Source organism: Rhizobium sp. BK098, assembly GCF_014193155.1.
Taxonomy (GTDB): domain Bacteria; phylum Pseudomonadota; class Alphaproteobacteria; order Rhizobiales; family Rhizobiaceae; genus Rhizobium.
The window spans coordinates 134,113-153,416 of the sequence record NZ_JACHYY010000002.1; the positions used below are offsets into that span (position 1 = coordinate 134,113).

16 protein-coding genes and 4 tRNA genes are annotated in these 19,304 nt (G+C 59.1%); 4 read left to right on the top strand and 16 right to left on the bottom strand.

The annotated features are described in order from the left end of the window. Positions 1-14: 14 nt before the first annotated feature. The 10 genes from secE to FHT73_RS05580 all read right to left on the bottom strand — a co-directional run bounded on the left by secE (position 15) and on the right by FHT73_RS05580 (position 6,611). Positions 15-215, bottom strand: a complete 201-nt coding sequence (gene secE, locus FHT73_RS05535) for a preprotein translocase subunit SecE (protein ID WP_069614841.1) — start codon at positions 213-215, stop codon at positions 15-17. 195 nt (positions 216-410) lie between these two features. Beyond that, a tRNA-Trp gene (locus FHT73_RS05540) sits at positions 411-486 on the bottom strand. A 199-nt stretch (positions 487-685) separates the two neighbouring features. After that, positions 686-1,570, bottom strand: coding sequence for a 3-deoxy-manno-octulosonate cytidylyltransferase (locus FHT73_RS05545; protein WP_183710276.1), 885 nt, complete (start codon positions 1,568-1,570; stop codon positions 686-688). Continuing rightward, the gene (locus FHT73_RS05550) at positions 1,567-2,253 is read right to left on the bottom strand and encodes a glycosyltransferase (protein WP_112337473.1); all 687 of its coding nucleotides are present in this window, start codon (positions 2,251-2,253) and stop codon (positions 1,567-1,569) included. Before FHT73_RS05550 ends, FHT73_RS05545 begins: the two co-directional genes overlap by 4 nt. 322 nt (positions 2,254-2,575) lie before the next feature. Continuing rightward, positions 2,576-3,469, bottom strand: a complete 894-nt coding sequence (locus FHT73_RS05555) for an NAD(P)-dependent oxidoreductase (RefSeq protein WP_183710278.1) — start codon at positions 3,467-3,469, stop codon at positions 2,576-2,578. 187 nt (positions 3,470-3,656) lie between these two features. Further along, positions 3,657-4,154, bottom strand: coding sequence for an AAA family ATPase (locus FHT73_RS05560; protein ID WP_183710280.1), 498 nt, complete (start codon positions 4,152-4,154; stop codon positions 3,657-3,659). Between the two features lie 70 nt (positions 4,155-4,224). Continuing rightward, entirely contained in the window at positions 4,225-5,400 is a 1,176-nt protein-coding gene (gene tuf, locus FHT73_RS05565) for an elongation factor Tu (protein WP_015339584.1), read from the bottom strand. Positions 5,401-5,802: 402 nt separating this feature from the next. Further along, a complete protein-coding gene (locus FHT73_RS05570; protein WP_112607070.1) occupies positions 5,803-6,231 on the bottom strand; it encodes a DUF3597 domain-containing protein in 429 nt (142 codons plus the stop codon). 196 nt (positions 6,232-6,427) lie between these two features. Continuing rightward, positions 6,428-6,501: transfer RNA gene (locus FHT73_RS05575), tRNA-Gly, on the bottom strand. A gap of 25 nt (positions 6,502-6,526) precedes the next feature. Then, positions 6,527-6,611: transfer RNA gene (locus FHT73_RS05580), tRNA-Tyr, on the bottom strand. Between the two features lie 198 nt (positions 6,612-6,809). Between FHT73_RS05580 and rlmB the strand changes: the two genes are divergently transcribed. Both rlmB and FHT73_RS05590 read left to right on the top strand, forming a co-directional pair. Beyond that, a complete protein-coding gene (gene rlmB / locus FHT73_RS05585; protein WP_112607072.1) occupies positions 6,810-7,718 on the top strand; it encodes a 23S rRNA (guanosine(2251)-2'-O)-methyltransferase RlmB in 909 nt (302 codons plus the stop codon). Positions 7,719-7,758: 40 nt separating this feature from the next. Continuing rightward, a complete protein-coding gene (locus tag FHT73_RS05590) occupies positions 7,759-8,448 on the top strand; it encodes an AprI/Inh family metalloprotease inhibitor (protein WP_183710282.1) in 690 nt (229 codons plus the stop codon). Positions 8,449-8,506: 58 nt separating this feature from the next. On the opposite strand, the gene FHT73_RS05595 is transcribed toward FHT73_RS05590, so the two are convergent. The 3 genes from FHT73_RS05595 to FHT73_RS05605 all read right to left on the bottom strand — a co-directional run bounded on the left by FHT73_RS05595 (position 8,507) and on the right by FHT73_RS05605 (position 9,425). Further along, complete coding sequence (locus FHT73_RS05595) at positions 8,507-8,800, bottom strand: hypothetical protein (RefSeq protein ID WP_112607076.1); 294 nt, start codon at positions 8,798-8,800, stop codon at positions 8,507-8,509. Between the two features lie 145 nt (positions 8,801-8,945). Next, positions 8,946-9,215: a hypothetical protein gene (locus FHT73_RS05600; RefSeq protein WP_069614918.1), complete on the bottom strand. Its 270-nt coding sequence runs from the start codon at positions 9,213-9,215 to the stop codon at positions 8,946-8,948. A gap of 134 nt (positions 9,216-9,349) precedes the next feature. Next, a tRNA-Thr gene (locus FHT73_RS05605) sits at positions 9,350-9,425 on the bottom strand. Between the two features lie 158 nt (positions 9,426-9,583). Between FHT73_RS05605 and FHT73_RS05610 the strand changes: the two genes are divergently transcribed. Continuing rightward, positions 9,584-10,357 carry an NAD kinase gene (locus FHT73_RS05610; protein WP_112410567.1) on the top strand — a complete coding sequence of 258 codons (774 nt, stop codon included), beginning with the start codon at positions 9,584-9,586 and terminating at the stop codon, positions 10,355-10,357. Positions 10,358-10,461: 104 nt separating this feature from the next. Here FHT73_RS05610 and prfB read toward each other — a convergent pair. The 3 genes from prfB to FHT73_RS05625 form a co-directional block, all read right to left on the bottom strand. Then, a protein-coding gene (gene prfB, locus FHT73_RS05615; RefSeq protein ID WP_112607078.1) for a peptide chain release factor 2 occupies positions 10,462-11,593 on the bottom strand; the annotation gives its coding sequence in 2 pieces (ribosomal slippage) (positions 10,462-11,523 and positions 11,525-11,593; 1,131 coding nt in all). A 125-nt stretch (positions 11,594-11,718) separates the two neighbouring features. Then, positions 11,719-14,181, bottom strand: a complete 2,463-nt coding sequence (locus FHT73_RS05620; protein WP_183710284.1) for a penicillin-binding protein 1A — start codon at positions 14,179-14,181, stop codon at positions 11,719-11,721. Between the two features lie 258 nt (positions 14,182-14,439). Further along, a complete protein-coding gene (locus tag FHT73_RS05625; protein ID WP_112607082.1) occupies positions 14,440-15,654 on the bottom strand; it encodes an N-acetylmuramoyl-L-alanine amidase in 1,215 nt (404 codons plus the stop codon). Between the two features lie 678 nt (positions 15,655-16,332). Between FHT73_RS05625 and FHT73_RS05630 the strand changes: the two genes are divergently transcribed. Continuing rightward, a complete protein-coding gene (locus FHT73_RS05630) occupies positions 16,333-19,218 on the top strand; it encodes a ribonuclease E/G (RefSeq protein ID WP_112607084.1) in 2,886 nt (961 codons plus the stop codon). Positions 19,219-19,304: the final 86 nt, after the last annotated feature.

Sequence of the window (19,304 nt, forward strand, 5' to 3'; positions counted from 1 at the left end):
ATCTCCACCCGATATCAGTTGCCGGTATTCAGCACATAGCTGAGAATCCAGCCAATAAGCTGGTCGGCAGCAAAGAAAAACAGCGAGGCGAAAACGACCATGACGAGCACCATCACCGTCGAGATCATCGTCTCGCGACGCGAGGGCCAAGTGATTTTCGACGTCTCGGAGCGCACCTGCCGCAGAAACGCTAGTGGATTCGTTTTGGATGCCATTGACTGCCCACGCAATTACGGCGCGTAAAGCTGAAACTATCAGCCCCACGCACCGCGTGTCTGTTGAACTCTACATAAACACCGATTCCCAATTTAACAAGAGGCAATACGGTGCTTTCTAAAATTTGCCGACAATCCGGCATAACCCTCAACCAGAGAAGCTGCGAAACGACGCGCCAGTCAAATCAAGGAGAATGGCAGGGGCAGCAGGGCTCGAACCTACGACCTGCGGTTTTGGAGACCGCCGCTCTACCAACTGAGCTATACCCCTTCTTCCTTCGAATATTCACTTCAAGCGGTGGACCGCTTGAGCAGTTCGAAGACTTGGCGCTCCCTTTAAGGCGGGATGAAACGATTGGCAAGAGCGTTTTTTGCTTTTTCCCAATCGGACCTGCAACTTCACATGGGACAGCCCCTGCGGACAGGCAAAGCCGCCGCGAACGCTACGGAAAGGATGCCCCTCACCCTCACTACTCTCCGGGAGAACCTTTCGGCTTGCGCTTGAGAAATTTCGGCCGGAGGCGGCGCATGAAGTTATCCGCCGAGCGAATCACATTGGTCAGGGAGATCAGCTTGTCTATTTCAGCATCGGTATTGCCGAGCCGCTCCGACAAAACTTCGGCTGCGGCCAAAGCAATTTCGGCCGGAGGCACCTCCGTGAAGCGCTGGGCAAGGCTGATATAGGGGTTCAGCGCGACCCCGCCATGGATGGTGATCTTTCCAAGGCGGGCAAAGAGACGAAGAAAGGTCTGCTCGAAGCTCCAGTCATGGGCGGAAACCACCCTCCACTTCTGACTGCGCCTGGCCGAGAAGCCGGCAAGCACGATCGCGCCGGGCAATTTCAGATCGCTGAGCCAAAGCGCCATGGCAAAGCCGCTCGTCGGCGTCTTGCCTTCCGTATAGAAATCCGAGCAGAAGCCCACGAGGTCGAGGTGGCCGGTCGGCGCGCCCTGGAAGTCGGCGACCGGATTGAGCTTCTCTTCCAGACCGAGGCGTATGTTCATGATGCCGAGGAAATATTCCTTCGGAAAGAATTTGACCACTTCGCCCACCTCGCCGCGATAGACGATGTTGGCGCCGCGCGGCTGGCCGCGCGAGACTAGCAGCGAGTGCCCATGGAACGGGCGATCCAGAACCTTGTAGACCTTGTTGAAGAAGACGAAGAGCGCCGTCTCAGGAAACTGCGTCTGCAGGCTTGCGATATCGACCGCGTCGCTGTTGGCTACCAGCACGATATGTGAGAAAGCCGCCAGCACCCTGTGCCATTCGTCGGTGCTATTCAGGCCGGCTGCGGAACCCGCAGCCGGAAGACCGACATCAACGGCACCTGACGCTCTTTGGTCTAATTCCTTCATTTCTGTTGGACGTGCAGCATCCGGTCACGCATGGCGAACCATTCTTCAGCGTAATCGTCGTTGCGATATTCATCGAAATAGGGGCCGCCATCGGTGAAATGCACCAGCTTGGCATCGTCGCGGTAATCATATTCGTTGACGAGATAGTTCCAGACGACCGGCACCTCGCCGATCTGATCGTCGTTCTCCAGCCACTTGAACTGATGAAGCTGAAGGCCCGTTGCCGTATTGACGAAATCCTTCGACAAAGCCGTGCACTTGGCATTGTTGAACAGGATCATGCTCGACCAGTTCTTCTTTTCATACTTCGTCTGCGTCTGCCCGAGGAATTTGGTCTCGATCTTCGGCTGGTAATCGTGCTTGACGCACATGGCGGCGTAGCGATCGTCACGCAGCGCCCAAAGCTCGGCAATATCGGCGCGGGCGAGCATGTCGCAATCCATGAAGATGCTCCAGCCCTGGTAATCGCTGAGGTAAGGCACGAGGAAGCGCGAGAAGGAAAACTCGGTCGACTGCAGCGGGTTGCGCTCGCGCGTGAAGATGCCCTCGAGATTATTGAGCACGATCGGCGAGAACACCACCGGAATAGACGAGCGCTCGATGATGCTCTGGGTCAGGACGTGGTAAGCCACGACCTCCTTGGAATCGAACCCGACGAAAATACGTGCAACATTATCCTTCATGATACCTCCGAAACGGCTGGTTTGTTTTGAATCAGCCGGCAAATTATCTTTCGCCGTGACGCAAGCAAGGCTCAATTCATCGCATGAAGCCTATCGGCTGCGGGATGAGGGTTCAACACATGTGCCCGAATACGCCGCACGACGCGCTGCAATCTACGGGAGATGCCGCGAACCTGATCCTACTTAAAGAAACAAGGATATTTGTCGAGTGTTTGCGGAAGCATTTTTGGTTATGCTGCGTAACAAATGGAGAGATTTCCGCTTGCCCCTCTCCCGGGCGCGCCAGAGAGCGGCGCCCGGGGTACTTCTCAGGCTGTACGCCTCAGACCTTCACATATTTCCGCCAGTCGTGCTCCTCCTTGAAGCCTAGGACCTCGCGGATCTTGCGATTAGACAGCAAGCCCTCATATTCGCCGATCTCGCGCGTGAACGGGACGTTCGGAAAGTGCTTGGCGGCCAGCTCTCGCGATGGCGTATTGGCCGATACCGTGTCGTTGGCGGCATTGAACACCTGGAAGCCGAGGCCGCTCTTCTCGATGCAGAGATGGACGATCTGGCCGAGGTCGCGGGCGTCGATATAGCTCCAGGCGATGCGCTTGCGGATTTCGCTGTTGGCGAAAAACTCGGGGAACCGCTCATATTCATGCGGCTCGATGACGTTGCCGATGCGCAGCGCATAGATGTCGATGCCGAAACGCTCGGCGAAAGCCCGAGCCGTCTTCTCATTCACGACCTTGGACAGACCGTAGGAATCCATCGGGTTGACATCATAGTCTTCTTCCAGCGGGAACTGATGGAAGTCGCGATGGCCTTCGGCAAAGCAGACGCCATAGGTCGTCTCGCTGGAGGCGACAATGATCTTCTTGACGCCAAGCTTCGCGGCCGCCTCGATGACATTGTAGGTGCTCATCGTGTTGACGCGGAATGTCTCGTTGTCGGGCTTGATCAGGATTCGGGGAATAGCGGCGAAATGCACCACAGCGTCGAAAGGCTGCACACCCTTGCCTTGATCGAGATCCGGAAAATCGCGGTGCATGCTAAGGACATTATAGACCTGTCCCGCATCGGTGACATCGGCCTGCAGGTTGGTGACGCCAGGGCTGTTCAGTGGCACGAGATCGACATTGTGGACCTCATAGCCGGCATTGACCAGCCAAGGAACCGTGTGACGTCCAGCCTTGCCGCTGCCGCCCGTGAACAAAATACGTTTCTTCATGAAATCTCCTCCAGATAAAATCGAGCGATACATAGGCCCTTGCTTCCATTTCGCAAGACACGGCTTGGTGAGCTGACGCTTTCTCGGCAAAATAAGGGAATCGAGACGGCCGACTTGCCCAAGAGGCCAATGGCAACTGGGATCACGTCACCACTCGGTGATGAAGGGTTTGGGGCTACCGGAACAGCTATTTCAGCACGACATCCGCGCTTTGCCCGATCGAAAGATTGCTCGTGTCCAGGATCTCGCAGCCATTTGTCTGAGCTTCGCGGCGCAGGTAGGCGGCCCAGTTCATCATATTCGCATCGGCAAGTTCCGGCTGGCCTCGCTCGACGGACAAACGATGTGTCCTCGTTGCATCATCGCAATCGACCAATATGAGGCGATAGTCATCGATATCGGCGGCGGCCGCTGCCTCCTTGATGAAGGATGGCCGCATCTGCCCCTCGAGAAGAGTGGCCCTACCTTTCCGCACCTGTGGCGCAAGCCGCGCCAGCCATTCCAGGGTCTTATCCCGCTGCCAGCCCTCGGGCGAACCGTGATCGCGGATCATGGCGTCAAGCGACGGCACGCCGATACTGTCGAAATGATGGACGGCTGATGTATAGGCATGGTCCTTGGCGATCGCCTGCGCGATCGCGGTCTTTCCCGAGCCCCAAGCCCCGGTCAGAATGATCAGGCTCATGCAATACCTCCGAATGCGAAAAGGCCCCGCTGTTTCCAGCGGGGCCTCTTATAAAGGAATAATCCGAAGATTACTCGACGATGGATGCAACGATGCCAGCGCCGACGGTACGGCCGCCTTCGCGGATTGCGAAGCGAAGCTTTTCTTCCATCGCGATCGGAACGATCAGCTCAACGGCAACCGTGACGTTGTCGCCAGGCATAACCATTTCCGTGCCTTCCGGAAGCGTCACGATGCCCGTCACGTCAGTCGTACGGAAGTAGAACTGCGGACGGTAGTTCGTGAAGAACGGCGTATGACGGCCGCCTTCTTCCTTCGTCAGGATGTAGGCTTCAGCCATGAACTTCTTGTGCGGCTTCACCGAACCCGGCTTGCACAGGATCTGACCACGCTCGACGCCGTCACGGTTAACACCGCGAACCAGCGCGCCGATGTTGTCGCCGGCCTGGCCCTGGTCGAGCAGCTTGCGGAACATTTCAACGCCGGTCACCGTCGTCTTCGACGTCGGACGGATGCCGACGATCTCGACTTCTTCACCAACCTTGACGATACCGCGCTCGACGCGGCCCGTCACAACCGTACCACGGCCGGAGATCGAGAACACGTCTTCGATCGGCATCAGGAACGGCTGGTCGATCGGACGCTCAGGCGTCGGGATGTAGGCGTCAACCTGAGCCATCAGCTCGCGGATCGCATCTTCGCCGATCTTCTTGTCCGAATCTTCAAGGGCTGCAAGCGCCGAACCCTTGACGACCGGGATATCGTCGCCCGGGAAGTCGTAGGACGACAGAAGTTCGCGAACTTCAAGCTCGACGAGCTCGAGAAGCTCGGCGTCGTCAACCTGGTCGACCTTGTTCAGGAACACGACGATCGCCGGAACGCCAACCTGGCGAGCGAGCAGGATGTGCTCGCGCGTCTGCGGCATCGGGCCGTCGGCGGCAGAGCAAACCAGGATCGCGCCGTCCATCTGAGCGGCACCCGTGATCATGTTCTTGACGTAGTCGGCGTGGCCGGGGCAGTCAACGTGCGCATAGTGACGGTTCGGCGTCTCGTATTCAACGTGGGCCGTCGAGATCGTGATACCACGAGCCTTCTCTTCCGGAGCCGCGTCGATCTGGTCGTACGCCTTGAACTCGCCGAAGTACTTCGTGATCGCTGCCGTCAAGGACGTCTTGCCGTGGTCAACGTGACCGATCGTACCGATGTTAACGTGCGGCTTATTGCGCTCAAACTTACTCTTTGCCATTTGAATGCTTCCTGTGAACGTAATGAGTGACCCCGGCGAACCGGTTTAGTGCCGCCGTTTAAGGCTTTCATCGCATTTGCGCAAGACTTAATTGCAGGCCCTATTCCGGGCGAAGCCTGGCCGATGGCGGATGATCTCAAGCCATCAACATTCCTTCGCCGCGTAAGGTTCGCCGGCCGATCCGGAAAGACAAAAAAGCATTTGCCGGTTCAGGCGCTTACATAGGGAGACACGGCGAAGAAATCCAGTGCCGCTAGAGGGGTAGGCATTCGTACGATCTCGAACGCAAAGCGCCCTCTCCCGGCAGGAAAGGGCGCAGAATTATCAAACCACAATCAATCGTCGCTTGTCACGATGCATCATTCGACGCAGCCGATCGGAGACGCCGAAGCTTTGCAGCGATCAGTCGAGAAGATCAGCCGGCACCTTGCCGCCATTGTCCGCAAGCTTCTTCAGAAGAGCCTTGTGGAGGAACATGTTCATCTTGGCGGAATCGCCAGCATCACCGGTATAGCCAAGCTCCTGCGCCAGTTCCTTGCGCTCGGAAAGGCTCGCATCCATGCCAAGCGCCTTCATCAGGTCGACGATCGAATGTTTCCAGTCGAGCTTCTGGCCGCTTTTCTTGACAGCAGCATCGAGGATGGAGGCGATATCCACCGGCGCGGACGGTGCGCTGGTAGCAGGCGAGGTTGCTGCCGTCGTCGCTGAAGGAGCTGGCGTCGGCGCAGGCGCCGGATTGGCAGTTGCGGCTGTCGTCGTCGGTGCCGGAGCAGCCTCGGCAGCCTTTGCCTGTCCCCAGATTGCACCCTTGATCTTGTCGAAGATACCCATTTGCGCTCTCCCGTTTCGGTTGCCTGAGCAATATGTATCGCTCGCGCAAATATAAGCAACCCTTCATGTCAAATATGCAAAGGCAGAAGCCAACACGCCGAGACCGAAGCCGCCATCAGGACCGACAAGCATGCAAGGCACAATATCCTCTTCGCTTTAACGAAGAACGATGAAGATGCTAACAAACTGAAATTCTTGGAGCGGGTAGCGGGAATCGAACCCGCGTATTCAGCTTGGAAGGCTGCTGCTCTACCATTGAGCTATACCCGCGGGATGGTCAAGATCCGGCACGGAATGGTGGAGGGAGTTGGATTTGAACCAACGTAGGCTGAGCCAACGGATTTACAGTCCGTCCCCTTTAACCACTCGGGCATCCCTCCAGTATTCCGACTGGATCTTGCGACCAAGCTTGTCAGACCGTGGCGTCGCCGCCGTGATCTGCGCCGCGTATATGGCCGGACCACTTCCGTCTGTCAACACAAGGAATTGCCAAAAATGACAAAAAAATTTCAGCCTGTGGGAAAAGCCCGGCACTGAAAGAGGCTAGGCGCTTGCGGACGCGCTGGTTATAAAGCCGCATGAGCAAAGATAAAATTTCCGGCCGCGCCGGCCCAGACAGCACCTCCGACGACAAGTCGGCCAAGGACACGCATTACGCCACCCTGCGTCGCGCGCATCGCGATGCCAAGCGCGAGCGCGGCGAAATCCCGACGCCGACGCCGCAGAAGCGCAAGAAGACTGGTGCGGACGATTGGAAGCCGCCGGCGCTCGCACCCGACCAGGTCTTTCTCTATGGCCTCCATACGGTCCGCGCGGCGCTTGCCAATCCCGAGCGCAAGAACATCAAGCTGTCGACGACGCAGAATGCGCTGGTGCGGCTTGAGGTCGGCCCGGCCGACCAACTCGGCATTCCCGTCGAGATCGTCTCGCCGCAGGATATCGATAAGGTGCTCGGCCCGGAAGCGATTCACCAAGGCGTCATGCTGGAAACGCGCCCCCTGCCCGTGCGCCGTCTCGAGGCATTGAAGGACAGCCCGTTGCTACTGGTCCTCGATCAGGTGACGGACCCGCACAATGTCGGCGCCATCATGCGCTCGGCCGTCGCTTTCGATGCGGGCGCCGTCATCACGACACAACGCCACAGCCCGACCGAATCAGGCGTGATGGCAAAATCGGCCTCGGGCGCGCTGGAACTCATACCTTATATACAGATCACCAATCTCGCCGACGCACTCGGCGAGCTGCACCGGCTCGGCTTCACGACCATCGGGCTTGATTCGGAAGGTCCGGCACCGCTGGAAGGCACCTTCAGCGGCGACAAGATCGCCCTCGTGCTCGGCTCCGAGGGCAAGGGCCTGCGCCAGAAGACACGGGAGACGGTGAATGCGCTCGCTCGGCTCGATATGCCGGGCGCCATCAAGTCGCTCAATGTCTCGAATGCTGCCGCGATCGCGCTATATGCGACGCGGTCCTATCTCAAATCATAGTGGCGCCCTTGGCGGCCGCAGCACGTTGGGAGAATTTGCTTTGATCCGTCTTCTTGGTCCTGCGGCGGTTGCCGCCGCCCTTGCTTTGGCCATAGTCCAGCCGGCGCGCGCCGCCGATGACGAAATGATCCAGGCGCAAGCAGGCGTCTGGCTGGTTGCGCCTGAAAGCGGCGCCAAGGGCTGCCGCCTCACCTTCGGGACGAATACGGTCTCTGGCGGCTACGAGATTACAGGGGCGGATGCATGTGCGACGCCGCTCCCCGCCCTTACCGCCGCCAAGATCTGGAATTTCACCGATGATGGCGCGCTGGCGATCACGGACGGTGGGGGCAAGCCGCTCATGCGCTTCCAGCAGGAGGAAGGCTCGCCGTGGGAAAGCGAAGGCGGCGATCGGACCTGGCTGCTGCCGGCGCTCGGCGTTGTCGATCACGTGCCGACTACCGAAAGCCTTGCAGGCACGTGGCGCATCCAGACGCCGGACGGCAAGCCCATCTGCGATATCACGCTCACAACCGACAAGGATCAGGACGGCACCGCCAAGATGTCATCCAGCGGCAACTGCGCCGGCGAAGTCGCCGACCTCAAGCTTTCCCTGTGGGCGACAGAAGGGTTCGGACTTGTCATGCTGGGCAGCGATGGCTCCTCGCTCTCTTTTGATATGAAGCCCGACGGCAGTTTCCAGAAGTCCGAGGAAGAGGAAGGCGAGCCGTTGCTGCTGGTCCGCAAATAGGTTGGTTGAAGCATATCGAAGCACGCTCACCGCGAGCGCTAAATCAAGCGCGTAATGCTCATCGCACGATCATCGGCGCCCGATGCCAGGCCGATTGGCGCCAAAGCACCCTCTCGGTAACCGGGCAGCCGTCCTGCAGCTTCGCCCAGGAGGTGACATTGAGGTTCATCTCGCATTGCGCGAGGTAGCTCCGCCCCCCGACGGTCATACAGGCGACCTCGCCGACCGCATGCTGCTTTCCATCCGCATTTTTACAGTAGCAGTTTCCACCAGCTAACACTGATGCGCCTGTAAACGCCGTGATCACGACAACCGGCAATCCCAAGGCGGCATGCCGCGATATCCCGCGCATGGACGTATCCTCTCCACCATTGACGGATGAAGTGTATGCCGATTTCTGGCGTTGTAAATGCATCTGCAATCCCGAGCAGGCAGGCGAATGGATGCATGAAGAACCGGGGGCGATTTGATGCGCTCACCAAGACCTATCGGCAGGCTCAGTGAACCATAGGGTCCGCTTCATCGAAGAACGACCTGATGCCATCGCGGGCGATCGTCGCCAGGAACTCGTCGAATGCCTCGCGATCGGTCGCGAAGGGCTCTTCCCATTCGATCAGATCCTCTTCCGGCGTGATTACCTCCATCCGCCAGTCGGCATTGGTGCCGGCCGGGCGAAAGATATCGACCAGGACGGTCACGCCATCGTCGGTGAATTCACCCGAAAGCTCGGAGTGTTCGAGTTTAGGCTTCTTGGGCTTGCTCGGCATAGGGTTCCAGGCACACGAATATAGGATTGATGACTGTTACGAGCGTTCGGAGCCCGTTAGCAACGAGATATTATGTCGTTGTCGCCGGTTTTCCATACCGGAGATGAAACGATCGACAATATTCAGGAAAAAAATGGTGCCCCCGGCAGGGTTCGAACCCGCGACCCCCTGATTACAAATCAGGTGCTCTACCAACTGAGCTACAAGGGCGTATAGGCATGCCAAATAACAGACTTTGAAATCCTGTAAAGGGAAAATCGGTCGATCCACGTTAAAGCTGGGGATCGACCGATTCACCAGTTCGCGCGAAACGTCTTGTCGCGACAAGGGAATAACATTACGAAGAATCGCTATTCAGGGGACATTGCATGTCGCGCAATCTTCAATCCGTTTGTTTTCTCGCCTCCACCGCGCCAGAGGCTCAAGCGGCGCAGGAAGAGCTTATTGGCCTCTACGGCCAGACATCGCAGGAAGATGCGGATATTGTCGTGGCTCTCGGCGGCGATGGTTTCATGCTGCAGACGCTGCACAAGACGATGAATACCGGCAAACGCGTCTATGGGATGAATCGCGGCTCCATCGGCTTCCTGATGAACGACTACCGCACGGACGGTTTGGCTGAGCGCATCGAAGCAGCCGTTGAAAACGCGTTTCACCCCCTGCAGATGACCACACGCAATGCCGACGGCAGCTCCTGCGTCGCGCTCGCCATCAATGAAGTGTCGCTGTTTCGTCAATCCTATCAGACGGCAAAGCTTAAGGTGGAGATCGACGGGCGGGTCCGCCTGCCGGAACTGATCTGCGACGGGCTGATGGTGACGACGCCGGCGGGCTCCACCGCTTACAATCTTTCCGCCCATGGCCCGATCCTGCCGCTGGAAGCGCCGCTGCTTGCCATGACGCCCGTCAGCGCCTTCCGCCCTCGCCGCTGGCGCGGCGCGCTCCTTCCCAACAGAGTGACGGTCGACATCACCGTGCTTGAGGCAGAGAAGCGCCCCGTCAATGCCGCCGCAGACAATACCGAAGTCAAATCGGTTCTCGGCATTCAGATCCGCCAGAGCGAGGATACGACGGCTCGCATCCTCTCCGATCCGGACAGATCATGGTCGGACAGGATCCTGGCGGAACAGTTTTCGGATTGACCCAGCTATCTGCATCAGGCCCAAGAGACCGGAAGCAGCCGGCCAGAAGCACCATGAAAAAAGCCCCGTCTCCGGGGCTTTTCTATGCATGAAAGGATGCGACCTTATTCGACGTCGTCGACGACGGCATCGGCAGCACCGCTGATGCGATGCGCTAGGGCTGCTTCCATGAACTCATTGAGATCCCCGTCCAGAACGTCGCTCGGCGCCGTGCTGGAAACGCCGGTGCGCAGATCCTTCACCAGCTGGTAAGGCTGCAGGACGTAGGAACGGATCTGATGACCCCAGCCGATATCCGTCTTGGAGGCGGCTTCGGCATTGGCCGCCTCTTCCCGCTTCATCAACTCAGCTTCGTACATGCGGGCACGCAGCATGTCCCACGCCTTGGCGCGATTCTTGTGCTGCGAGCGTTCCTGCTGGCACTGCACGACAATCCCGGTCGGGATGTGCGTGATACGCACGGCCGAATCGGTCGTGTTGACGTGCTGACCGCCGGCGCCCGACGAGCGGTAGGTATCGATGCGGCAATCGCTTTCGTTGATCTCGATCTGGATCGAGTCGTCGACGACCGGGTAGACCCAGATCGATGAGAATGACGTGTGACGGCGCGCATTGCTGTCATATGGCGAAATGCGCACGAGGCGATGCACGCCCGATTCGGTCTTCAGCCAGCCATAGGCATTGTGGCCTTTGACGAGCAGCGTTGCAGACTTGATGCCGGCTTCTTCGCCGTCATGGACTTCCAGCAGCTCCACCTTGAAGCGCTGGCGTTCGGCCCAGCGGGTATACATGCGCAGGAGCATGTTCGCCCAGTCCTGGCTCTCGGTGCCGCCGGCGCCGGAATGGACTTCGAGGTAGGTATCGTTCGAGTCAGCCTCGCCCGACAGCATGGCTTCCACCTGCCGGCGGGCGGCTTCCGCCTTCAAGCCCTTGAGCGCTTCTTCAGCCTCGCGGACGACATCGGCGTCGCCCTCTTCTTCGCCAAGCTCGATCAGCTCGACATTGTCGGCAAGCTGCTGCTCCAGCGCGCGCACGCCACTGATGCCGTCGTCAAGCTGCTGGCGCTCGCGCATGAGCTTCTGCGCCTCAGAAGCGTCGTTCCAGAGGGTCGGATCCTCTGACTTGTTATTCAACCAGTCCAGTCGTCTTACCGCCTGGTCCCAGTCAAAGATGCCTCCTCAGCAGGGTGATAGCCTGCTTGGTTTCATCGACTACTTTCTCGATTTCGGCTCGCATAATCCCACTTCTTCAGTTCACCGCTCAAGACAGCGGTCATCCAATTCAAAGAGTGCTGGTGACATAGATATACATGCCGCTGGTGTAAAGCCCCGCGGCATGTCGATCAGACAAATAGGGTCGGATCAGAAGAGACCGCCGGATCCGGAGGTGACCGCCTGGTTCGCCTGCGGCGAAGTCCTGAGGATTTCCTCAGGCGCCACCTGCGCCGCGGCATCGCCGCCGCCGATGACCTGCAGGCTGGTAGCCGGGCCGGTGCCGGGCTTGAAGGCTTCCATAATGGCATTCGGCTCGCCGGGCTGTGCGGCCATGCCGGTCGCGCGGTTGACCGCAACCATCGTCATGCCGGCCGGAACCTGGAACTTCTCAGGCGCCTCATCCTTGGTGGCGGCCTGCATGAACTCGTTGAAGATCGGCGCGGCAAGGGCGCCGCCGGTGCCGCCGCGGCCGAGCGGGGTCGGCGTATCGTAGCCGATGTAAAGGCCGGCGACGAGGCTCGGCGTGTAGCCGACGAACCAGGCATCCTTCTCATCATTGGTGGTGCCGGTCTTGCCGGCGACATCGGTATTGAGCTTGATCTTGCCGGCGGCCGTGCCGCGGATGATGACGCCCTGCATCATCGACGTGACCTGATAGGCCGTCATAGGATCGAGCACCTGCTCGCGATTGTCGGCGATGACAGGCTCGTCCTGATTCTGCCAGGCGCTAACGTTGCAACTGTCGCAGACGCGTTCCTCATGCTTGAAGATGGTCTTGCCGTAACGGTCCTGGATGCGGTCGATGAGCGTCGGCTTGATCTGTTTGCCACCATTGGCCATGACCGAATAGGCCGAAACCATGCGCAGCACCGTCGTTTCGCCGGCGCCGAGCGACATGGCAAGCACGGGGTTCATATGGTCGTAGATACCGAAGCGCTCGGCATATTCGGCAACCAACGGCATGCCCATATCGGAAGCGAGACGCACCGTCATGAGGTTGCGCGAGTGTTCGATGGCGAAACGAAGCGTATGAACGCCACCACCCTCGCCTTCGTAGTTCGTCGGCTTCCAGACATCGCCATTGCTCAGCGTGATCTGCAGCGGGTCGTCCAGAATGACGGAGGCCGGTGTATAGCCATTATCCATGGCGGCCGCGTAGACGAAAGGCTTGAACGACGAACCGGGCTGCCGCTTGGCCTGCGTTGCACGGTTGAATTCGGACTGCGCGTAGGAGAAGCCGCCGACCATGGCGAGTACGCGGCCGGTATGCGGGTCCATGGCAACGAGACCGCCCTGCACCTTCGGCGGCTGGCGCAGACGGTAGCTGCTCGAATCGGCATTACCGGTCTTTTGCACGTAAATCACATCACCGGGGCTCAATACGCCGCTCGGCGATTTGGCCGACTTGCCGCCGGCCGAGCGATAGGCCCAGCGCATGTCGGCGGGGGAGATCGTGCCGCGTGTCCGCTCCGTCGATACCTTGCCGGCGGCATCGACGCGCGGCTGCAGGCCGATATCAACGCCTTGATCCGATACGGAAAGGACGACGGCGACCCGCCATTCCGGCACGTCGCTCAGGCTTGGAACCTTCGCGAGCTCGACGCCCCAATCCTGTGAGGTGGCAATCTGCTTGAGCGGGCCGCGATAGCCGCGGCGCTCGTCATAATCGATCAGACCATCCTGAAGGGCCTTGCGAGCTTCGAGCTGCATCTGCGGATCGAGCGACGTACGAACGGAAAGGCCACCTTCGTAGAGGGTCTTCTCGCCATATTGGTCGATCAACTGGCGGCGAACTTCCTCGGCAAAATAGTCGGACGCGAAGAGCGACGGGCCGCTCTTCGGCGGCACGACGCCGAGCGGCTGCTTCTTCGCCTCTTCACCGTCGCTCTGGCTGACATAGCCATTCTCGACCATGCGATCGATCACCCAGTTGCGGCGGGTGAGCGCTGCTTCGGCGCGGCGGAAGGGATTATAGTTCGACGGCCCCTTGGGGAGCGATGCCAGATAGGCCGATTCGGCGATGGTCAGTTCGTTGACCGACTTGTCGAAATAGGTGAGCGCAGCGCCGGCGATGCCGTAGGAATTCAGGCCGAAATAGATTTCGTTCAGGTAAAGCTCGAGGATCTTGTCCTTGCTGTAGGCCTGCTCGATGCGGAAGGAGAGAATCGCTTCTTTGATCTTGCGGTCGAAAGTCTGGTCGGCGGACAGCAGGAAGTTCTTGGCGACCTGCTGCGTGATGGTGGACGCGCCGACGAAGCGGCGGCCGGAACCGATATTCTGCAGATTCACGGCCACGGCGCGGATAAGACCGCCGACATCAACGCCGGGATGGTTGTAGAAATTCTTGTCTTCCGCCGAAAGGAAAGCCGCCTTGACGCGATCGGGAATGGCCTGGATCGGCACGAAAAGCCGGTTCTCGCGCGAATATTCCTTCATCAGCGCGCCGTTGCCGGCGTGGATGCGCGTCGTGACCGGCGGCGCGTATTTGGCAAGCACCTCGTAATCGGGCAGTTCCTTCGAGACCACGCTCAGATAGATGGCAGCCGCAGCCGCCACACCCAGAAACAGGAGGCAGCCCAGGCCAAAGAAATATCCAATCAGTCTGATCATCTGATACTACCGGTGCTTGTTCTTCATGCGGCACGTGCGCGAGATCATCGCATAATCACGGGCGTTTTGCACGCTCGCGGCGTGAATGCAAGACGGCAATGGGACAAAGCCGTGCTTCATACGCGAGCAAATGATACTTCGCTGTAACGGCGGGAATGTGAGCAAAATAGGGCCCGACGCCAGCATTCCAATTTCATCCAGTCCTAAAGTACATCGCTGTTACATGGAAGCCACGACGGATCGTCCAATCCGAAGCCATCAGCCGCCATTGGCGATGATGGCCACGCGATATTGCTTCACCGCCTCCGTCAAACGATCGGCGACCTTCTCCCGCCAATTGGCATCGAGCAGCAGCTTTTCATCCTCCTTGTTGGAGAGAAAACCGAGCTCGAGCAGGATCGAGGGCACGTCGGGCGCAGTCAGCACCTGGAAACCCGCATGGCGATGCGGATTGTTGATCATGGCGATCTGGCCGTTGAACGAGGACAATACATCCTGCGCCAGCGAAATGGAGAAGGCTTGAGTCTCGCGGCGTGTCAGATCCATGAGAATATCATTGACGGCGGCCGGCTGCGTCTGAGCCTCGGCGCCGGCGATCTGATCGGAATTGTTTTCACGATCGGCCACCTCGCCGGCAAGACGGTCCGATGCCTTGTCCGAGATGGTATATACGGTCGCGCCGCGGATATCCTTCTGCTTCAGCGTATCGGCATGCAGCGAGATGAAGAGCGAAGCGCGATTTTGCCGGGCGATGGTCACGCGTTCGGACAGCGAGAGATATTGATCCTTATCGCGTGTCAGGAAGGCCTTGATGCCGGGCTGCGCATTCAGCTTGTCGGCAAACATCTTCGCAAATGCGAGCGTAATGTCCTTTTCCTGCGTGACGCCGTCCGTGCCGGTCGCGCCGGCATCGATACCGCCGTGACCGGCATCGACCGCAACGAGGAAGACATTCGGATCGGCTTTCTGCGCCGGCTCGACCGGACCGACGTCCTTGGCGGTATCGTCGCTCGTCCAGCTCTGCTTATTTACAAGCTCGGCAAATTGTTCGGCAGGCAGCATCTCGGCATCCAGCACGAGGCGCTGCCCCTTGCCGCTCTCATCGGCCTGAACCTTGGCCGTGACCAGCTTAACCGGTTTCTTTGCCGTCAGCACGATACGGGCGCTGTCCGCATCCATCGTGCCGTAGCGAATATCCTTGAAGAGGCCGGTCGGCTTCAGACTGCCGGCGGGGAAGCCGAATGCAGTTGATGGGAGATCGACGACGACACGGACGGGATTGTCAAGGTAGTGAACCGTGAAGGTGGGAGCCCGGTCCATGTCGATGACGATACGCGTGCGGGCATCGTCGCCGGCGATGCGGGCGCCATAGGCAAGCACAGAAGCATCCGCCGCCGCTGCGGGCGCAAATGCAGAAACCGAAACGAGAATCACCAGAGCAAAGGCCGCTGCCGCAAATCGCAAAGCCCTCACGCCACTCTCCGCCACATGCCGCAATCCCTTTACCAAGTGCCCAACGCGCCCCATATTGGTTTCGGCGTTGTTTTTGAAGTGCCAATAACGGGAACCAGGTTTGACCTGATGGCTGCATCGGTGATGCGCCGGGAGACGAATCGACAAGACATCCTCCCGCGTCCTCATCATCCGACGAATCCATCAATATTATGGCATACTTGGCTTTTCCCTTGCTATTGTGACAGATAAAACATACAACGCATATTAGGGTAGAAGTGTTGACGGGATAGAGTCGTCGCAAAGGCAGCCGCCTCGAGTACCAGGCGCCAATAAGCGGCATTCATCCGCCGTCTGCAGTACTTCTGCTCGAAACAGTGGATATCTGAATTTCCGGCTTCAAACGGGAAATTCATCGGTGGAAAGCCACCAAACGCTCTTTAGAGAGCACCTTCATCGGACCCATTTGTGGGTCTAAGGCATAGTCGATCTCGCTTGGTTACGGATGTTACCGCAGCAGCTTTTTCAGAAAGTCAACAGACCCCAGGGATATGATGCCCCGGCTGCCGTCTGGATGCTGTCATCGCCGAACCAATCGCGACTTTCATTATCCGGCGCAACAATTGCGGATCACATCCGGCCTGTCCCAGTGACAGGAAGGCCCCCATCCGATTGTCTGCGCCGAGGAGCACAGCTTTCATGGCAGACAAAATGCTTATCGATGCGTCTCACGAGGAAGAGACGCGCGTCGTTGTCGTTCGCGGGAACCGCATAGAAGAATTTGACTTCGAGTCCCAGCACAAGAAGCAGATCCGCGGCAACATCTATCTTGCAAAGGTAACGAGGGTCGAGCCCTCGCTTCAAGCCGCTTTCGTTGACTACGGCGGCAACCGGCACGGCTTCCTGGCCTTTGCGGAAATCCATCCCGATTACTATCAGATCCCGCTGGCCGACCGGCAGGCGCTTTTGAAGGCTGAGGCCGAAGAGCATCGCCGCGACGACGACGTCGAGCATGTCGAAACGGCGCTCGATCTTTCACAGCAGGAACAACCCGATATCGGCATTGTCCCGGCGCAGGCCGAAGAAGCCGCAGTGCCGGCCGCAATCGCGGAACAGACTCCTGCTTCGGAGGCTGTCGAAGCCACCGAAAAGGCAGCGCCTGCCAAGAAGGCAAAGCCGCGCCGCAGCCGCAAGAAGGCCGCAGTTGAAGAAGCCCCCGCCCCTGAAGCGACGGACGCAGTCGATGCGCCGAGCGAGGACGAAGAAGGACCGTCGGGCGAAATGGCGGCGATGGTTGAAACCGATTCGATCTCGGAAGACGTCGCGACCTCCAAGCGTCGCCGCGATGACGACGACGATGATGATGACCATGAAGAGGAAGTGATCGAATCCGTCGGCGCCGAAGACGCGATGGAAGAAGTTCCCGATCGCGCCCAGCGCAAGCCGCGCAAGCAATACCGTATCCAGGAAGTCATCAAGCGCCGCCAGATTCTACTGGTTCAGGTGGCGAAGGAAGAACGCGGCAACAAGGGTGCGGCACTCACCACCTATCTTTCGCTCGCAGGCCGCTATTCGGTTCTCATGCCGAACACGGCGCGCGGCGGCGGCATCTCCCGCAAGATCACCAATCCGCAGGACCGCAAGCGCCTGAAGGAAATCGCCAAGATGCTCGAAGTGCCGCAGGGCATGGGCGTCATCCTGCGTACTGCCGGTGCCAACCGCACCAAGGTCGAGGTCAAGCGCGATTTCGAATATCTGATGCGCCTGTGGGAAAACGTCCGCACGCTGACGCTGGCATCGACGGCTCCTTGCCTCGTCTACGAAGAAGGCAGCCTGATCAAGCGCTCGATCCGCGACCTCTACAACAAGGATATCAGCGAGATCATCGTCTCTGGCGAGGAAGGCTATCGTGAAGCGAAAGACTTCATGAAGATGCTGATGCCGAGCCACGCCAAGGTGGTTCAGCCGTACCGCGACATCCATCCGATCTTCTCGCGTTCCGGCATCGAAGCGCAGCTCGACCGCATGCTGCAGCCGCAGGTCACGCTGAAGTCCGGCGGCTACCTGATCATGAACCAGACGGAAGCGCTGGTTTCGATCGACGTCAACTCCGGCCGCTCGACTCGCGAACATTCGATCGAGGACACCGCGCTCCAGACGAATCTCGAAGCAGCCGACGAAGTGGCTCGCCAGCTTCGCCTGCGCGACCTTGCCGGCCTGATCGTCATCGACTTCATCGACATGGAAGAAAAGCGCAACAATCGCGCCGTCGAGAAGAAGCTGAAGGAATGCCTGAAGAATGACCGCGCCCGCATCCAGGTCGGCCGCATCTCGCATTTCGGCCTTCTGGAAATGTCGCGCCAGCGCATCCGCGCTTCGGTTCTCGAAAGCACGACGCAAATCTGCTCGCATTGCGGCGGCACGGGTCACGTTCGCTCGCAGTCTTCCGTTGCCCTGCATGTCCTGCGCGGCATCGAGGAATATCTGCTCAAGAACACGACGCACGACATCACCGTGCGCACGACGCCGGACATTGCGCTCTATCTGCTCAACCACAAGCGCCAGACGATCATCGATTACGAAAGCCGCTTCGGCGTCGCGATCCTCATCGATGCCGACAATGCCGTTGGCACGCAGCACTTCGCGATCGACCGTGGCGAGCCGGTCGCCAATCCGGTGAAGATCGAAAGCCTGTTCAACTTCGCAGCCATTCCGGACGATGATGACGACGATATCGTCATCGAAGCCGATGAGGATGAAGACGAAGAGTTGGAAGAAAAGGCTGCAAGCGCCGAGCAGCAGCCTGCCGCTCGCTCTGAAAGCAATGATGGCAACCGCAAGCGCAAGCGCCGTCGTCGGCGTCGTGGCCGCGGCAATGATAACCAAGCCGCTCCTGCTTCCGAAGACGGCTCCACGGCCGATATCGCCGATGATGGAGACGAAGGCGACGATGACGAGGATGATGCCGGCGCAGATAACGCTGCATCCGCTGGCGGCGACGATGACGCGCAGCAGAAGCGCAAGCGCCGTCGCCGCGGCAAGCGTGGTGGCCGGCGTAATCGTGAAAACGAAGGCAACGAACAGGCCGCTGCAGGCGAGGAAACCGGTTCCGACGAAGCTGATGAGAATGATGCCGAAGACGGCGACGAAGCAACCGTAACGGTGGCCGAGATCGCGGTCGCCGAAGGCGAAGCTGCCGTCGAGGCGCAGCCCGCCATGGCAGCGGTCGAAACCGCAGCAGCCGTCACCGAAGACATCAAGCCCGCCAAGGGCCGCGGTCGTCGCAAGGCAAAGGCCATCGAGGCATCGCCCGTCGAGACGCCCGCGGTTGACGAAGCGCCGGCAGCGGATGTCGAAATCGAAGCGGTCGCCGAGACCACCGAAGCTTTGGACAATTCGGCGGAAGCGGCAACGCCCGAAGCGACTGAGGATGCAGTCAAGCCGGCCCGAGCCAATCGCGAATCGAACGTTTCCTCCTCTGCTCCAGTGGTAAAATCCACTCGCACCAATGAAGGTGGCGAGAGCGACGGAGAGTCGGCGAAGCCGAAGAAGGCCGGCTGGTGGCAGCGCCGCGGCTTCTTTTAAGAAAACCGACTGAGAATAATTTGACAAAAATCCGGCCGTGGCGACGCGGCCGGATTTTTCGTTTCCGTTGCACGATTTATTCGTCA